General features: G+C 68.1%; 14 protein-coding genes. 10 read left to right on the forward strand and 4 right to left on the reverse strand.

The window, feature by feature from the left end; translation table 11 throughout:
- Positions 1 to 41: 41 nt before the first annotated feature.
- Complete coding sequence (gene moaB / locus LJF27_RS10720) at positions 42 to 581, forward strand: molybdenum cofactor biosynthesis protein B (protein WP_003091240.1); 540 nt, start codon at positions 42 to 44, stop codon at positions 579 to 581.
- A complete protein-coding gene (gene glp, locus LJF27_RS10725; protein ID WP_003122464.1) occupies positions 578 to 1795 on the forward strand; it encodes a gephyrin-like molybdotransferase Glp in 1218 nt (405 codons plus the stop codon). The genes moaB and glp overlap by 4 nt, the downstream gene beginning before the upstream one ends.
- 28 nt (positions 1796 to 1823) lie before the next feature.
- Here glp and LJF27_RS10730 read toward each other — a convergent pair whose 3' ends face one another.
- Entirely contained in the window at positions 1824 to 2855 is a 1032-nt protein-coding gene (locus tag LJF27_RS10730; RefSeq protein WP_023117005.1) for an AraC family transcriptional regulator, read from the reverse strand.
- A gap of 176 nt (positions 2856 to 3031) precedes the next feature.
- Between LJF27_RS10730 and LJF27_RS10735 the strand changes: the two genes are divergently transcribed.
- The 5 genes from LJF27_RS10735 to LJF27_RS10755 all read left to right on the forward strand — a co-directional run bounded on the left by LJF27_RS10735 (position 3032) and on the right by LJF27_RS10755 (position 9685).
- The gene (locus LJF27_RS10735) at positions 3032 to 4627 is read left to right on the forward strand and encodes an FAD-binding oxidoreductase (RefSeq protein WP_003143646.1); all 1596 of its coding nucleotides are present in this window, start codon (positions 3032 to 3034) and stop codon (positions 4625 to 4627) included.
- Positions 4628 to 4632: 5 nt separating this feature from the next.
- Positions 4633 to 6213: a glycerol-3-phosphate dehydrogenase/oxidase gene (locus tag LJF27_RS10740; protein WP_023117004.1), complete on the forward strand. Its 1581-nt coding sequence runs from the start codon at positions 4633 to 4635 to the stop codon at positions 6211 to 6213.
- 20 nt (positions 6214 to 6233) lie between these two features.
- On the forward strand, positions 6234 to 7793 hold the full coding sequence (locus LJF27_RS10745) for an FGGY-family carbohydrate kinase (protein WP_023117003.1): 1560 nt from the start codon (positions 6234 to 6236) through the stop codon (positions 7791 to 7793).
- A 74-nt stretch (positions 7794 to 7867) separates the two neighbouring features.
- On the forward strand, positions 7868 to 8776 hold the full coding sequence (yegS, locus tag LJF27_RS10750) for a lipid kinase YegS (RefSeq protein ID WP_003091230.1): 909 nt from the start codon (positions 7868 to 7870) through the stop codon (positions 8774 to 8776).
- 102 nt (positions 8777 to 8878) lie between these two features.
- Positions 8879 to 9685 carry an MOSC domain-containing protein gene (locus LJF27_RS10755; RefSeq protein WP_023117002.1) on the forward strand — a complete coding sequence of 269 codons (807 nt, stop codon included), beginning with the start codon at positions 8879 to 8881 and terminating at the stop codon, positions 9683 to 9685.
- A gap of 43 nt (positions 9686 to 9728) precedes the next feature.
- Here LJF27_RS10755 and LJF27_RS10760 read toward each other — a convergent pair whose 3' ends face one another.
- Both LJF27_RS10760 and slt read right to left on the reverse strand, forming a co-directional pair.
- On the reverse strand, positions 9729 to 10115 hold the full coding sequence (locus LJF27_RS10760) for a lysozyme inhibitor LprI family protein (RefSeq protein WP_023117001.1): 387 nt from the start codon (positions 10113 to 10115) through the stop codon (positions 9729 to 9731).
- Positions 10116 to 10171: 56 nt separating this feature from the next.
- The gene (gene slt, locus LJF27_RS10765; RefSeq protein ID WP_023087166.1) at positions 10172 to 12100 is read right to left on the reverse strand and encodes a lytic transglycosylase Slt; all 1929 of its coding nucleotides are present in this window, start codon (positions 12098 to 12100) and stop codon (positions 10172 to 10174) included.
- Positions 12101 to 12325: 225 nt separating this feature from the next.
- Here slt and LJF27_RS10770 point away from each other — a divergent pair, with 225 nt between their 5' ends.
- Both LJF27_RS10770 and LJF27_RS10775 read left to right on the forward strand, forming a co-directional pair.
- Positions 12326 to 14248 (forward strand): ATP-binding cassette domain-containing protein, encoded by a 1923-nt coding sequence (locus LJF27_RS10770; RefSeq protein WP_003091215.1) that lies wholly within the window; start codon positions 12326 to 12328, stop codon positions 14246 to 14248.
- Between the two features lie 149 nt (positions 14249 to 14397).
- A complete protein-coding gene (locus tag LJF27_RS10775; RefSeq protein ID WP_003118097.1) occupies positions 14398 to 15084 on the forward strand; it encodes a DUF6901 family protein in 687 nt (228 codons plus the stop codon).
- A 29-nt stretch (positions 15085 to 15113) separates the two neighbouring features.
- Here LJF27_RS10775 and LJF27_RS10780 read toward each other — a convergent pair whose 3' ends face one another.
- Positions 15114 to 15551: a universal stress protein gene (locus LJF27_RS10780; RefSeq protein WP_003091210.1), complete on the reverse strand. Its 438-nt coding sequence runs from the start codon at positions 15549 to 15551 to the stop codon at positions 15114 to 15116.
- 207 nt (positions 15552 to 15758) lie between these two features.
- Here LJF27_RS10780 and LJF27_RS10785 point away from each other — a divergent pair, with 207 nt between their 5' ends.
- Positions 15759 to 16193, forward strand: a complete 435-nt coding sequence (locus LJF27_RS10785) for a hypothetical protein (protein ID WP_003109487.1) — start codon at positions 15759 to 15761, stop codon at positions 16191 to 16193.
- The last annotated feature ends 2 nt before the right edge of the window (positions 16194 to 16195 follow it).

The raw sequence follows: 16195 nt of genomic DNA on the forward strand, positions 1-16195 counted from the left end.
ATATAACACCGCGATCACGTCCACAAGCAAGGGCCAACCCCATGAGCCACAAGGCCGAAACGGCATTCGTGCCGTTGAACATCGCCGTCCTGACCGTCAGCGATACCCGTACCCTGGAAACCGATACTTCAGGCCAGTTGTTCGTCGACCGCCTGACCGAGGCCGGGCACAACCTGGCCGCTCGCGTGCTGCTGAAGGATGACCTATACCGGATCCGCGCACAGGTCGCGACCTGGATCGCCGAGGATAGCGTGCAGGTCGTGCTGATCACCGGCGGCACCGGTTTCACCGGCCGCGACAGCACCCCGGAAGCGGTGGCCTGCCTGCTGGACAAGCAGGTGGACGGCTTCGGCGAGCTGTTCCGGCAGATTTCGCTGGCCGACATCGGTACCTCCACCATCCAGTCGCGGGCCCTGGCCGGGCTTTCCAACGGCACCCTGGTCTGCTGCCTGCCGGGCTCCACCAACGCCTGCCGCACTGCCTGGGAAGGCATCCTCGTCGAGCAACTGGACGCCCGTCATCGCCCGTGCAACTTCGTCCCGCACCTGAAACAGGCGGCGCCCTGCGAGAGCCGCGGGTGAGCGGCTGCTGCGAGCATCCGGGGCTGATGCCGGTCGAGACGGCGCTGGAACGGCTCCTCGAACTGGCCGCGCAAACGCCTATCGATACGTGTGAGCAGGTGCCCCTGGAGCAGGCTGGCGGCCGCGTGCTGGCGGTCGACCTGCTGGCCGGCCTGGACCTGCCGCCGTGGCCGAACAGCGCCATGGACGGCTATGCCTTGCGCCTCGCCGACTGGAACGGCGAGCCACTGCCGGTCAGCCAGAAGATCTTTGCCGGACAGGCGCCGGAGCCGCTGCAAGCGGGTACCTGTGCGCGGATCTTCACCGGTGCGCCGCTGCCCGAAGGCGCCGATCTGGTAGAGATGCAGGAAAACGCCGAAGCGCTCGACGATGGCCGCGTGCGCTTCACCCAGCCGTTGCGCGCGGGCCAGCATGTGCGCCCGCGTGGCCAGGAAATCCGCCAGGGCGACCTGGTCCTGCCGGCCGGCACGCGCCTGCGCTCCATCGAACTGGGGTTGGCGGCTTCGCTCGGCTACGCGGCCCTGGAGGTGCGACGCAAGCCGCGGGTGGCGCTGCTGTCCACCGGCGACGAGCTGGTCGAGGCGGGCCAGCCGCTGCAGGCCGGGCAGATCTACAACAGCAACCGTCCGTTGCTCAAGGATTGGCTGCAACGCCTGGGCTGCGACGTGCTCGACGCCGGCATCCTTCCCGACGACCTGGCACGTACCCGCGAGCGCCTGGCCGGGTTGGCCGGGGTGGACCTTATCCTGTCCACTGGCGGCGTATCGGTGGGCGAGGCCGACTTCCTCGGCATGGCGCTGCGCGAAGCCGGCGAGCTGACCCTCTGGAAGCTGGCGATAAAACCCGGCAAGCCGCTGACCGTCGGCCAGTTCCAGGGCATCCCGGTGATCGGCCTGCCGGGCAATCCGGCTTCGACCCTGGTCACCTTCGCCCTGCTGGCGCGTCCCTACCTGCTGCGCCGGCTCGGCGTGGCGCAGGTCGCGCCGCTGCGGGTGGAGGTACCGGCCGGCTTCGCCTGGACCAAGGCGGGGCAGCGTCGCGAGTACCTGCGTGGTCGCCTGGAGCAGGGCCGCGCGGTGCTCTATCCGAACCAGAGTTCCGGGGTACTGCGCAGCGCTTCCTGGGCCGAGGGGCTGGTGGAGGTCCGCGAGGGACGTACCCTCGTGGAAGGCGAGGGCGTGGCGTTCATTCCGCTGAGCGAACTGCTCGACTGAGCCGACGGTGGCCGGATGGCCGCCGTTCTCATTGCGCCGCCGGCTCCTTCCGCCGTTGCCGGTACTCGCCGGGCGTCTGCCCGGTCCAGCCCTTGAAACTGCGATGGAACGAGCGGGACTCGGTGAAGCCCAGGTACTGGGCGATGTCCTGGATCGGCAGCTCGCTATGCAGCAGGTAGTGCTCGGCCAGTTCGCGGCGCAGTTCGTCGAGGGTCTGCTGGTAGCTGCTGCCGGCTTGCTGCAGGTGGCGTTGCAGGGTGCGTACGGTCATGCCGAACTTCTCCGCCACCCGTTCCTTGCGCGGCAGGCCGTCCTTGAGTAGCTGGCGCAGGGCGTTCTTCACCCGCAGCGGCAGCGGCTCGTCATCGTCCAGCTCGGCCATCAGCGCCAGGGCATGTTCTTCCAGGGTGCGCAGCAGCGTCGCGTCGGCCTGGCGCAGCGGCAGCGCCAGGTAGTCCAGTGGTACCAGCAGCGCCGAACAGGGTTGGGTGAAGCGCACCGGACAGCCGAAGAAGGTCTCGTAGTCTTCCACGCGGGTTCCGTCCGGCAGGTCGTGTTCCAGCCAGACCTCGTCCGGCGAACCTTCCAGGTCGGCGATCCAGCGCGCGTAGAGGACCCAGGAAGCCAGGACGTGCTCGACCATGTGGCGCCGTACCAGGGGTGTCTGGTGGCGGCAGTTCCAGATCAGCCGGACCTCCCCGCCGGCCGCTTCGATGCGGCTGGTGCCCATGTCGCCGACCAGCTTCTCGTAGGGCGTGATGCGGCTCATGGCCTCGCCCAGGGTGGCGCAGTTCATCGCGATGTAGCCGAGCACGCTCCAGGAGCCGGGCTGGACGAAGCGCGCCGAATGCAGGCCGAACAGGGGATCGCCGGAATGCTCGCAGAAATAGCCGAGCAGGCGCTCGTGGGCTTCGCCCGGCAGGCGCTGGCGATTGTCGTTGAGCTGGTCGGCCTGGAGGCCGGCGGCGGCCAGGGCAGGGGCGATGTCCAGGCCGAGCCGTTCGGCGTGGCGCAGGTACTTCAGCAGGGCCGGAACCGAGGTGGAGCCAAGGGTCTGCATGGTCGTTGTTCTTGTCGTGGCGGGTGGAACAGGCCGTCCGGCGTGCGTGCCGGCTGTCTTGATCGGTCACAGGGAGTGTCTCGATCCGACAGTGACAGGCGAGGGCGGCTGGCTAGTATAGGCAGCCAGAAAGGTTCCGATAAACAGGTTGCCGCGACAAGCGAGGGGAGAGGTTCATGCGTCGTTGGAATGGCTGGGGCGAAGAAAGCACCGTGGTCGAATTGCCGGACAGCGCCCGTGGGTTCCTGGCGGAACTGGTCGGGCAGGGCGCACGCTTGCCGGACGCCAGCCTGGAGGCGGCGCTGGCGAAGGTCCCGGCGTCGCGCCTGGAGGCCGATCCGCGCTACAGCATCGACCCCCGTGAGCGTCTGCTGCATGCCCGCGGGCAGAGCCTGCCGGACTGGCTGGCGATGCGCGAGGGCGACTTCGGCGTCTACCCGGACGCCGTGGCCTATCCGGAAACCGCCGAACAGATCCGCGAGTTGCTGGCCCTGGCCGACTCCCGCGACCTGCAACTGATTCCCTATGGCGGCGGTACTTCCGTGGCCGGCCATATCAATCCGCAAGCCTCGCGGCGGCCGGTACTGACGGTCTCGCTGGAGCGCATGAACCGCCTGCTCGATCTGGACCGCGAGAGCCTGGTCGCGACCTTCGGCCCCGGCGCCGCCGGCCCGCAGGTGGAGAGCCAGTTGCGTGCGCTGGGCTACACGCTCGGGCATTTCCCGCAGTCCTGGGAGTTGTCGACCCTCGGTGGCTGGGTCGCCAGCCGCTCCAGTGGCCAGCAGTCGCTGCGCTACGGGCGGATCGAACAACTTTTCGCCGGCGGGACCCTGGAGACCTTCGCCGGGCCGCTTGAAATCGCTACCTTCCCGGCATCCGCGGCGGGACCGGACCTGCGCGAACTGGTGCTGGGCTCTGAGGGACGCTTCGGGATCATTTCCTCGGTGAAGGTGCGGGTCTCGCCGCTGGCCGAGGACGAGCGCTTCTACAGCGTCTTCCTGCCGAACTGGCAGCAGGCCCTGCAAGCCACCCGCGAGCTGGCCCAGGCGCGCGTGCCGCTGTCGATGCTGCGCCTGTCCAACGCCGTGGAAACCATGACCCAACTGGCCCTGGCCGGCCATCCCGGACAGATCGCCTGGCTGGAGAAATACCTGGCGCTGCGCGGCGCGGGCGAGGGCAAGTGCATGCTGACCTTCGGCGTGACCGGCAACCGCCGGCAGAACGGATTGTCGCTGAGCCAGGCGAAGGCCTTGCTGAAACGCTTCGGCGGGGTCTTCACCGGAACCCTGCTGGGGCGCAAGTGGGCGCAGAACCGCTTCCGCTTCCCCTACCTGCGCGAGGCCCTGTGGCAGGCGGGCTACGCCGTGGACACCCTGGAGACCGCCACCGACTGGAGCAACGTCGACGGCCTGCTGCAGAAGATCGAGGCCAGCCTGCGCGACGGCCTGGCCGCCGAGGGCGAGAAAGTCCATGTGTTCACCCACCTCTCGCATGTCTATGGCGAGGGGTCGAGCATCTATACCACCTACGTGTTCCGTCCGGCCGCGAGCTATGCGGCGACGCTGGAGCGCTGGAAGCGTCTCAAGCATGCGGCCAGCCAGGCGATCGTCGACAATCGCGGCACCATCAGCCACCAGCATGGCGTCGGCAAGGACCACGCACCCTACCTGCCCCGCGAGAAGGGCGAACTGGGCGTCGCCGCGCTGCGTGCCATGGCCGGTCACTTCGACCCGGCCGGGCGGCTCAACCGCGGCACCCTGCTGCAGGACTGAGCGGAATGACTTCAGCCTGGAACGAGGAGTGGCGTCGCCGCCGCCTGCCGGCGCTGGCGGGGCAGGAGTGGGACCTGATCGTGGTCGGCGGCGGCATCAGCGGTGCCGGCATCCTCCGCGAAGCCGCGCGGCGCGGCTGGCGCTGCCTGCTGCTGGAGCAGCGGGACTTCGCCTGGGGCACCTCGAGCCGCTCGTCGAAGATGGTCCATGGCGGCCTGCGCTACATCGCCAAGGGCCAGTGGCGGCTGACCCGCGACTCGGTGCGCGAGCGCCAGCGCCTGCTCGGCGAGGCGCCTGGGCTGGTGGATCCGTTGAGCTTCGTGATGGCCCACTACCGCGGCGGCTTTCCCGGCCCGCGGCTATTCGGCGGCCTGCTGAGCGTGTACGACGCCCTTGCCGGGCGGCGCAACCACCGTTTCTACGACGCCGCCGCGTTGCGCTACCTGGCGCCGGGCCTGAAGGAACAACGGCTGCTCGGCGGCACGCGATTCTTCGATGCGGTGACCGACGATGCGCGCCTGGTGCTGCGGGTGCTGGCCGAGGCGCGTCACGACGGCGGCGAGGCATTCAACGGCATGCGTGTGCGCGAATTGCTGCGCGAGGGCGGCCAGGTGGTCGGCCTGCGCGCCGAGGACCGCGAGAGCGGCGAGCTTCTCGACTTTCGCTGCCGCGCCCTGGCGGTGGCCACCGGGGCCTGGGCCGATGAGTTGCGCCAGCCCGGCGGAAGCGAGCACATCCGCCCGCTGCGCGGCAGCCATCTATTGCTGCCGGCCTGGCGCCTGCCGGTGGCCCATGCCTTCAGCTTCATGCACGCCACGGACCGGCGACCGGTGTTCGTGTTCCCCTGGGAGGGTGCGACGGTGGTCGGCACCACCGATCTCGACCATCGCGACGGCCTTGGGGAGGACGCGCGGATCAGCCGCGCCGAACTCGCCTACCTGCTGGCGGCCTGCGCCCAGCAGTTTCCCGCCGCTGCCATCGAGGCGCGCGACGTGCTGTCGACCTGGGCCGGCGTGCGACCGGTGGTCAGCAGCGGCGACGACAGCGGCAAGCCTTCCGACGAGAAACGCGAGCATGTGCTCTGGCGCGAGCCGGGCTGCGTGACCCTGGCCGGCGGCAAGCTGACCACCTTCCGGCCGCTGGCGGTGGAGGTGCTACAAGCCTGCGCGCCGCTGCTCGGGCGCACGGTCACGGACGATAGCGCGGCGGTGTTCGGCGCCTGCGAAGGCCCGCTCATCGACGGGCTCGGCAGTGGCCAGCGACGCCGCCTGGCCGGTCGCTACGGACGTGACCTGGTCCGCCTCAAGCGGCTGGTGGACACCCTCGGAACGGACTGCGTGGGTGCCAGCGAAACGCTCTGGGCCGAATTGGCGTTCGCCGCCGAGGCGGAAATGGTGCTGCATCTCGATGACCTGCTGTTGCGCCGCACCCGCCTCGGCCTGCTGTTGCCCGGAGGCGGCGCGGCATACCTGCCGCGTATCCGCGCGCTCTGCCAAGCGCGCCTGGGCTGGGACGACCCGCGCTGGGAACGTGAGCAACAGGCCTATCTGGACCTCTGGCGCCGGCACTACAGCCTGCCCGTCTGACCAGCCGAGACGAGAACGAGATGAACGACAAGAACTATCTGCTGGCGATCGACAATGGCACCCAGAGCGTGCGCGCCCTGCTGTTCGACCTGCAGGGCAACCTGCTGGGCAAGGGCAAGGTGGAGCTGGAGGCCTACTACTCGAAGCATCCGGGCTGGGCCGAACAGGACCCCGAGTACTACTGGGCGATGCTCGGCGAGGCCTGTCGGCGGCTCTGGGACCAGGTGGACATCGATCGCGGGCTCATCCGCGGGGTGTCGCTGACCACCCAGCGTGGCACGGTGATCCACGTCGATGCCGAGGGCAGGCCGTTGCGTCCGGCGATCCTCTGGCTCGACCAGCGCCGGGCGGAGGTCCGCGAGCGCATCAGGGGGCCTTGGGGCTGGCTGTTCAAGCTGGTCGGCGCCGAGGGCGCGGTGGAGCATTTCCGCGCCCAGGCCGAGGTCAACTGGGTGGCCCAGGAGCAGCCGGAGATCGCCGCGAAGACCGACAAGGTGTTGCTGCTTTCCGGCTTTCTCAGCCACCGCCTGACCGGCCGTTTCGTCGATTCGGTGGGGGGCTGCGTAGCCTACCTGCCGTTCGACTACAAGCGCCTGCGCTGGGCCGCGCCGCGCGACTGGAAATGGCAGGCGCTGGCGGTACGCCGCGAGCAGTTGCCGGAGCTGTTCAAGCCGGGCGAGCGGCTCGGCGAGATCAGCGCCGAGGCCAGCCGGCACACCGGCATTCCGCAAGGCCTGCCGTTGATCGCCGCGGGGGCCGACAAGGCCTGCGAGGTGCTCGGCGCAGGTGCGCTGGAGCCCACCATCGCCTGCCTCTCCTACGGCACCACGGCGACCATCAACACCACTCGCGCCCGCTACCTGGAAACCGTGCCGCTGATTCCACCCTATCCGGCGGCGATTCCCGATCATTTCAATACCGAGGTGATGATCTATCGCGGCTACTGGATGGTCAGCTGGTTCAAGCGCGAGTTCGGCTTGCGCGAGATGCAGCAGGCGCGCGAGCAGGGGGTCGAGCCGGAGCAACTGTTCGACGAACTGGTCAACGGCGTGCCGCCCGGCTCGATGGGCCTGACCCTGCAACCCTACTGGTCGCCGGGAATCCGCGAACCGGGACTGGAGGCCAAGGGGGCGATGATCGGTTTCGGCGACGTGCATACCCGGGCGCACATCTACCGGGCCATCCTCGAGGGCCTGGCCTATGCCCTGCGCCAGGGCAAGGAGCGCATCGAGAAGCGTTCGGGCACGCCGATCGTGCGCCTGCGCGTGGCCGGCGGCGGCTCGCAGAGCGACGCGGCGATGCAGCTCACCGCCGACATCTTCGGCCTGCCGGCCGAGCGCCCGCATGTCTACGAGGCGTCCGGCCTGGGTGCGGCGATCGACTGCGCGGTGGGGCTCGGCCTCTATCCGGACGTCGCCAGCGCGGTGGCCGGGATGACCCGCGTCGGCCGGGTTTTCCTGCCCCAGGCGGAAGCCCGGCAGATCTACCAGCGGCTCTATGGCGAGGTCTACCTGCGCATGTATCGCCAGTTGCGCCCGCTCTACCGCAGCATTCGCGAGATTACCGGCTACCCTGCCTGAACCGGGCGCCGCACTTCCGTCCCGGATACGCGGTCAATAGGCAAAGACAAGGCCACGACGAGGGGTTCGGTTCGATGGACAAGGACAAGGTTCTGCTGGTCCTGCACGGCAAGCAGGCGGGCAACGAAGAGGTTCGTGCCGCGGTCGCGGCACAGCGCGAGGCCGGGCGGGAGCTGGCGGTGCGGGTAACCTGGGAGGACGGCGACGCCCGGCGCATCGTCGAGGAGGCGCTGGCGGCCGGCTATGCGACGCTGGTCGCGGGCGGTGGCGACGGCACGCTGCGCGAGGTGGCCGAAGCGCTGGCGCGCGGGCGAGGCGAGGCGAGCCTGGCGATCCTGCCGCTGGGCACCGCCAACGATTTCGCCCGCGCCGCCGGGATTCCCCTGGAACCGGCCGCGGCGCTGGCGCTGCTCGACCAGACGGCGCGGCCGATCGACCTGGGCGAGGTGAACGGCAAGCTGTTCCTCAACATGGCCACTGGCGGCTTCGGTTCGAAGGTCACCGCGAATACCTCGGAGGACCTGAAGAAGGTTCTCGGCGGTGCCGCCTACCTGTTGACCGGGTTGACCCGTTTTTCCGAAGTGCATGCCGCCCAGGGCCGTTTCAGCGCCCCGGACTTCCAGTGGGAAGGCGAGTTCCTCGCCCTGGGCATCGGTAACGGGCGCCAGGCCGGCGGCGGGCACGTACTGTGTCCGCAAGCGCGAGTGGACGACGGCCTGCTGGACGTGAGCATCCTGCCGACGCCGCAGGACATGGTCGGTACCCTGGGCACCCTGCTCGGCGGTGGCAACGGAGTGGAAAGCCTGTTCGTCCGCGCGCGGGTGCCATGGCTGGAAGTGGAGGCGGCGGAAGGTCTCGACGTCAATCTCGACGGCGAGCCGCTGGAAGGACGCAAGCTGCGTTTCTCGGTTTCCCCGGGCGCGCTGCGCGTGCACTTGCCGGCCGGTTCGCCGTTGTTGCGCGAGCCGCCGCGCGAGGACTGAGGGCGGGGCCGACTGATCCGCTGCCTGGAGTGGCGTCTGTGTCTTGTCGGCCTTTCCCGCGACACCGTATAACAGCATCTTTCCACCAAGGATGCTGGTTCCATGTTCCGTCTCTCCGCGCTGTACCGCTATCCGATCAAGTCTTCCGCCGCCGAGTCCCTGGAGCGCGTCGCGCTCGATGCGCTGGGCGTGGTCGGCGACCGACGCTGGATGGCGGTGGACACCGAAACCGGACGTTTCTTCACCCAGCGCCTGCTGCCGCAGCTGGGGCGTATCCAGGCGCGCTGGGCGGCGCCGCAGGTCCTGCGGCTGAATGCGCCGGGGATGTCCGAGCTGAGCCTCGAAGTACCGGCAGCCGACGCCAACCTGCGTGGCGTCACGGTCTGGCGCGATACCTTGCAGGCGCCGGATGCCGGCGACGCCGCAGCGGACTGGCTGACGCGCTTCCTCGGCCGCCCGACGCGCCTGGTGCACATTCCCGAGGCGCGCGCGCGGCAGGTCGATACCGGCTACGCCGAACCGGGGCAGAAGGTGCATTTCGCCGACGGTTTCCCGCTGCTGCTGATCGGCCAGGCTTCGCTCGACGACCTCAGCCAGCGGGTCGGCCGGCCGTTGGAGATGCTGCGCTTCCGTCCCAACCTGGTGGTGGAAGGCAGCGCCGCGTTCGCCGAGGACGGCTGGAAACGCATCCGCATCGGCTCGGTCGAGTTCGTCGTGGCCAAGCCCTGTTCCCGCTGCATCCTCACCACCCTGGATCCGGCGACCGGCGAGCGCAACGAGGACCGCGAGCCGCTGACGACCCTGAAGACCTACCGGGAAAAGGATGGCGCGGTGCTGTTCGGGCAGAACCTGATTGCGCTGGGGCAGGGCAGCCTGGAGGTGGGGATGCCGGTGGAAATCCTCGACTGAGGAACGGTCGCCCGCCGTTGCGGCGGGCGGCCATTGCCGGCGATCAGAGCTTGGCGTCGACGCAACTGGTGCTCAGGCACTCGCGCTCGCGTTCGCGGAGGAAGTCGAGGCGCTGGCGGGTCTTCTCGGTGGCGCAGTCGAGGTTGACGAAATAACCGTTGTCCTTGCTTTCGCTGCAGGCCGCGTCGCGCTCCTTGATCCAGGCGATCTGGCTCTTCTTCAGCAGGGTTTTCTGGCCGTCGTTCAGGTGCTTGCGCAGGGTGCCGAACTGCTGGTTCAGCTCGCGGTCGGCCTGGGAAAACTCGCCGCTGCGGCAGTACACGCTGTCGAAGGCGTTGCGCGGCGTACCGCAGGCGTCGGCGGCCAGGGCGCCGTCGGCGAGCAGCAGGCTGGAGGTGGCGAGCAGGGCGGTGGCGAGGGGCTTGTTCATCTTGAGGTCCTTTTCAAGGTACTGGAAAGGCCCGGGCGTCCGGGCCGGGTTGGGGGTCAGAAATCGTCGAAGTAGCGTTCGTGCCAGTCGACGATGGGCTGCGGCGCATTGAGCTTCTGCCCGTAGATCACCGCATAGGACAGCACGTTCTGCACGTACTGGCGAGTCTCGTCGAACGGAATGGTCTCGATCCACACGTCGAAGGCCAGGTGGCGGGTATCTTTCAGCCACTGGCGGACGCGGCCCGGACCGGCGTTGTAGGCGGCCGAGGCGAGTACCCGGTTGCCGTTGAACTGGCTATGCACCTGGCTCAGGTAGGCGGCGCCGAGGCGGATGTTGACGTCGGGCACGATCAGTTGCTGGGTCGAGGCCAGCGGGATGCCGAACTTGCGCGAGGTCTCCTTGGCGGTGCCGGGCATCAGCTGCATCAGCCCGGTGGCGCCGACTCCGGAACGGGCATCGGACATGAACGCGCTTTCCTGCCGGGTGATGGCGAAGATCCAACTGGAGTGCAGGCCGCGGTTCTTCGCTTCGCGCACCAGGGTGGCGCGGTGCGCCATCGGGAAGCGGATGTCCAGGTCGTCCCAGTACTGCGCCTGGCTGATCGAGCGGATCGCCGGGAAATACCACTGCATGTCGTAGGCCAGCCTGGCCTGGGCGATCAGCTCGTCGCGATCGAACAGGCGCGCGGCGTGGTACCACTCGCGGCGGGCGTTGATCACTTCGCCACGGTTGAAGAACTCCATGGCCCGGCGCGTACTGGCGGCGTTGCGTACGCGTTGCAGGACGCGCGGGTCGATGTGCGCAGGACGGTTGCCGAGCTTGTACGGCACGCTCAGGCGGTCGGCGGCGAGGAAGCCGTAGAAGTCGCGCTCGCCGGCGAGCTTCTGGTACAGCGCGATCGGCTCCTTGCTGTTCGGCTGCGCCAGTTGCAGGCTGCGTGCCTGCCAATAGCGCCAGCGGCTGGTGGCGGCAAGATCCTGGGGCAGCTTGCGGGTCAGCGCGTAGGCTTCGTCCCAGCGGCCCAGGCGCAGCAGCAGGCGGGTGCGCCATTCGGTGACGGTGTTGTCGCGCAGGCCGGGATCGTACTGGGTCATCAGCGGCAGTGCGCGCGGATCGAAGCGCTTGGCCAGGCTGAGACCGATCTCGCGGGCGATGGCGACCTTCTCGTCGCTGGAGAAGGGTAGCGCCGAGCTGTAGTAGTCGAGCAGGCTAAGGGCCTTTTCCGGGTCCTGCCGCGCCAGGCGGCGCAGGCCGAGACCGACCACGTCGGCGGTGGCATGGTCGCGCTGGCTGAAGCGGCCGGTCTGGCTCAGCTGGGCGGGGTTCTGCGCCACGCTGACCATCAGCGCGCCCTGGTTGCCGAGGGTCGGCAGGCGCTGCGCGAGGTGCGAGGCGAGGCTGTAGTTGCGCGCTTCGGCGGCCAGCTTGAGGCGTTTCCAGACCTTTTCCTCGGTGAGCTGGCCTTCGCCCTGCCAGAGGCCGAACAGGGTGTCGCAGGCAGCCGGCTGCGACTTGCCGACCAGCCACAGGCGTTCGCTGGTGGCGTAGCCTTCGGCCTTCTGGCCGTGGCCCAGCTGGTACTGGCCATACAGGCAGTCGAGTTCGGTGAAGTTCAGCTTCGGATCGTAGTAGTTGACGAAGGTCTTCCAGTCGTCGCGGTCGGCCAGCAGGCGCAGCCAGCGCAGTTTCAGCCAGCCGATCTGCGGCAGGTCGCCGTGTTCGGTGAGGAAGCGCTCGACCTCCTCGTTGCTGGCGGACTTCAGCCGGTGGGTCAGTTCGTCGTAGGCCAGGTAGGGTTCCAGCGGGTAATCGCGCAGGGCGCTGCGCGAGGCCATGTAGGGCGCGCTGTTGCCCTTGGCCAGGGCGGCCTTGGCCTGGTCGTAGAGACGGCGTTGTTCGGTCAGGGAAGCGGCGTGGACCGCGTCGACGGAGGAAATACTGAGCAAAAGGCAGGAAACGAGAGTGAACAGGCGACCGCGCATGACTTATCCGGGCAGGTGATGTCGGGTAACGTCGGCAGGTCCGCAACGGCTGCCTACGGGCGTTTCGACCGCTCGCGGGACTGGCGCGCGACCGCTGTCGCGGGGCGCGCCCGAAGCCGGGCGGATGGCTCGCCTAAGCTTAGCCGTTGCGGCATGGCGGTGAAAGCGCCGTGCCATCCGATGCCTATCCGGCGTAAAATGCGCGCCCTGTTTCCGGAGGCGCCCATGACCCTGCTCAAGTTCACCGATGTATCCCTTGCCTTTGGCACCACTCCCTTGCTGGACAAGGTGTCGTGGCAGATCGGCCGTGGCGAGCGGGTCTGCGTGATCGGGCGCAACGGTACCGGCAAGTCCAGCCTGTTCAAGGTGGTCAAGGGCGAACAGCAGGCCGACGACGGCGAAGTCTGGCGCGCACCGGCGCTGAAGATCGGCGAATTGCCCCAGGAACTGCCGCGTGCCGACGAACGGACAGTGTTCGACGTGGTGGCCGAGGGTCTGGCGGAAGTCGGCAAGCTGCTCGCCGAGTACCACCACCTGAGCCTGAACATCCATACCGACGATGACCTGGCGCGCCTCTCGCGGGTCCAGCAGGAACTCGAGGCGCGCGATGGCTGGCGCCTGCAGCAACTGGTGGACAGCACCCTCAGCCGCCTGCAGTTGCCGGCCGACAAGACCCTCGCCGAACTCTCCGGCGGCTGGCGTCGGCGCGTGCTGCTGGCCCAGGCGCTGGTCGCCGAGCCGGACCTGCTGCTGCTCGACGAACCGACCAACCACCTGGACATCGGCGCCATCGCCTGGCTCGAGGAAGCGCTGCTGGGCTTCAACGGCGCGGTGCTGTTCATTACCCACGACCGCGCCTTCCTGCAATCCCTGGCGACCCGCATCCTCGAGCTGGATCGTGGCCACCTGATCGACTGGAACGGCGACTACGCCAGTTTCCTGGTGCACAAGGAACAGCAACTGGCCGCCGAAGAAGCTGCCAACGCATTGTTCGACAAGCGCCTGGCCCAGGAAGAAGTGTGGATCCGCCAGGGCATCAAGGCCCGCCGCACGCGCAACGAAGGGCGGGTTCGGGCACTGAAGGAAATGCGTCGCGAACGCGCCGAGCGCCGCGAGCGCCAGGGCAAGGCCAGCTTCCAGCTGGAAAGCGCGGACAAGTCCGGCAAGCAGGTGATCGTGGTGGAGCACGTCAGTTTCGCCCATCCCGGCGGCCAGCCGCTGGTACGCGACTTCTCCATGGTCCTGCAGCGCGGCGACCGTATCGGCCTGCTCGGCGCCAACGGTACCGGCAAGACCACCTTGCTCAAGCTGCTGCTTGGCGACCTGCAACCGACCTCGGGCAAGATCGAGGTGGGCACCAAGCTGGAAGTGGCCTACTTCGACCAGTTGCGCCATCAGCTCGAACCCGAGCAGACGGTGATCGACAATATCTCCGAAGGCCGCGAGTTCATCACCATCGACGGCCAGAACCGGCATGTGCTCAGCTATCTCGGCGACTTCCTGTTCAGTCCGCAGCGCGCCCGCACCCCGGTGAAGGCGTTGTCCGGCGGCGAGCGCGCGCGCCTGTTGCTGGCCAAGCTGTTCAGCAAGCCGGCCAACCTGCTGGTGCTCGACGAACCGACCAACGACCTCGACGTGGAAACCCTGGAACTGCTGGAGGAAGTCCTGCTCGGCTTCCAGGGCACCGTGCTGATGGTCAGCCACGATCGGGCCTTCCTCGACAACGTGGTGACCAGCACCCTGGTCTTCGAGGGCGAGGGCAAGGTTCGCGAATTCGTCGGTGGCTACCAGGACTGGCTGCGCCAAGGGGGCACGCCGCGCCTGCTCGGCGTGAGCGAGTCGAAGAGCGGCAAGGCCGAGCTGAATACCGCGCTGGCGCCCGCCGCCGAACCCGCGCCGGCTGCTGCGGCGCCGAGCGAGGCGCCGGCGAAGAAAAAGCTCAGCTACAAGTTGCAGCGCGAGCTGGAGGCTTTGCCCGGGCAGATCGACGCGGTCGAGGCGGAGCTGGCGGGTGTCCAGGAAACCATCGCGCAGCAGGATTTCTATCTGCGCCCGCAGGACGAGCAGCGCGAAACCCTGGCGCGGCTGGACGCGTTGCAGCAGGAACTCGATGCCTTGCTCGAGCGCTGGGCCGAACTGGAAGACTGATCTATCTCGAAAAAGTGAGCTGCATCAATGTGATAGCGGCTCATCTCGATGATCCTTGCGGGCCTTGCCGGCGGTGGGTGCAGTCCCCCGTCGGTCCCTCTGGCTGGCGTCATTGACGGGCCGGCCGTCTCCCGAGAAAGGATCAGTCCATGGCAATCGAGTACCGCATCACGCTGGACGACCAGCATCAGCTCAACTATCGCATCGAGCTGGAGCGGCACTACGACCCGCAGGCGGCTGCCGCAGCGCCGCGCTGGACGCGCCTGGAACACAATCGCTGCAGCAACTGCCCGCTCGATCGCGAACGCTACAGCCATTGTCCGGCGGCGGTCGACCTGCATGGGGTGATCGAGGATTTCCGCAACCTGCCGGCGTTCCGCAAGGCCGGCATCTGCGTGCGCACGCCGGAGCGCGAGTACATCAAGCAGGCGGGCCTGGAGGAAGGACTGCGCGCGCTGATCGGCTTGATCATGGCCAGCAGCGCCTGTCCGCTGCTGGCGCCGCTGAGGCCGATGGCCATGCAGCACCTGCCGTTCGCCAGCAACCAGGAGTTCGTGCTGCGGGTGGTGCCGCTGTACCTGATGCGCCAGTACTTCAACTTCCGCGAGGGGCGGCATGCCGATTGGGAACTGAAAGGGCTGGTGCGGCTGTTCCAGCAGTTGCAACTGGTCAACCAGGCGTTCTGGCAGCGAATCCACGACACCTGTGTCAGCGATTCCAACCTGAAGGCGTTCCTGACCTTCTTCTCGCTGTCGTCGAGCATCAGCTATTCGCTGGAAACCCAGTTGCAGAAGATCCGCCCGCTGGTGATGAGCGCCGAGGAAACGCCCGGCTGAGGCGCAGGCCCCGGCCGAGCGGGGAGAGATCAGGCTTTCTTCAGGTGCACCGCGAGCACGTCGCAGGGCGCGCCGTGCAGCACGTCGTTGGCAGTGGAACCGAGCAGCAGCGCCAGGCCGTGGCGACCGTGGCTGCCGACCACGATCAGGTCGCAGGCCTGTTCCGCGGCGAGGCGGTGGATTTCCTGGCGCGGTTGCCCGTAGACCAGGTGGCGCTGCTCGCTGCCGAGGTCCGGATAGCGTACGGCGAAGGCATCCAGGCGTTCACGGGCCTGGTCGAACTGCTGCTGCTGCAACATCGACAGGTCCATCGGCACGTCCCCACCGAAGGCCATGGCCATGGGCTCGACCACATGCACCACCGAGAGCCGGGCCTGGTTGCTGGTGGCCAGGGCCGCCGCACGCTTCATCACCGGGTCGCATTCGTCGGTCAGGTCGACGGCGACCAGAATGTGTTGATAGGGCATGAACGTCTCCTCCCAGAAGGGGATAGTGTTTTCATTATGGACTTTCGCGCCGCGCGTGGAACCTGTTCCGTTGCGCTGGGCAAAAAGCTGCTCCGCCGTGGTCGCATTCGCCTGTAAACTGCGCCTCCCTTGGCGACTGCGACCGATCCTGCCTGCGCGCGCGGATCGAGGCAAATGCCTTAACCGTTTTTCGAGTGTCCGTTCCTTATGACCACTTGGCTGGTGATCCTGCTGCTGGCTGTCATGCTCAGTCCCCTGGCCTGGCTGATGCCGTCCAACAGGCAGCGCGGCAAGATGGCCCTGCGCCTCGAGGCGCGCCGTCTCGGCCTGGCCATGCAGCTCGCGCGCCAGGATTGGCCGCATTGGCTGGAGAGCGCTCCGCCGACGTCCTGCGCGCAGTTCCACTGCCCGCGCCGACGCGGCCGGGAGGCCTGGTGCTATTGGCAGAATACCCCGGGCCAGTGGCTGAACCAGTGGCGCGAGCCGTGCGCGGACGATGAGTTGCTGGACGCCCTGCGCAGCCTCCCCGGGGATGTCTACAAGGTGGAGGCGACCGCCCAGTTCCTTGCCCTGTATTGGGGCGAGCGCGGCGATAGCGCCGACCTCGGGCGCATCGCCGAGTTTCTCCGCCAGCGCGCCTGAGG

Source organism: Pseudomonas sp. 203-8 (genome assembly GCF_020708595.1).
Taxonomy (GTDB): Bacteria; Pseudomonadota; Gammaproteobacteria; order Pseudomonadales; family Pseudomonadaceae; genus Pseudomonas; species Pseudomonas aeruginosa.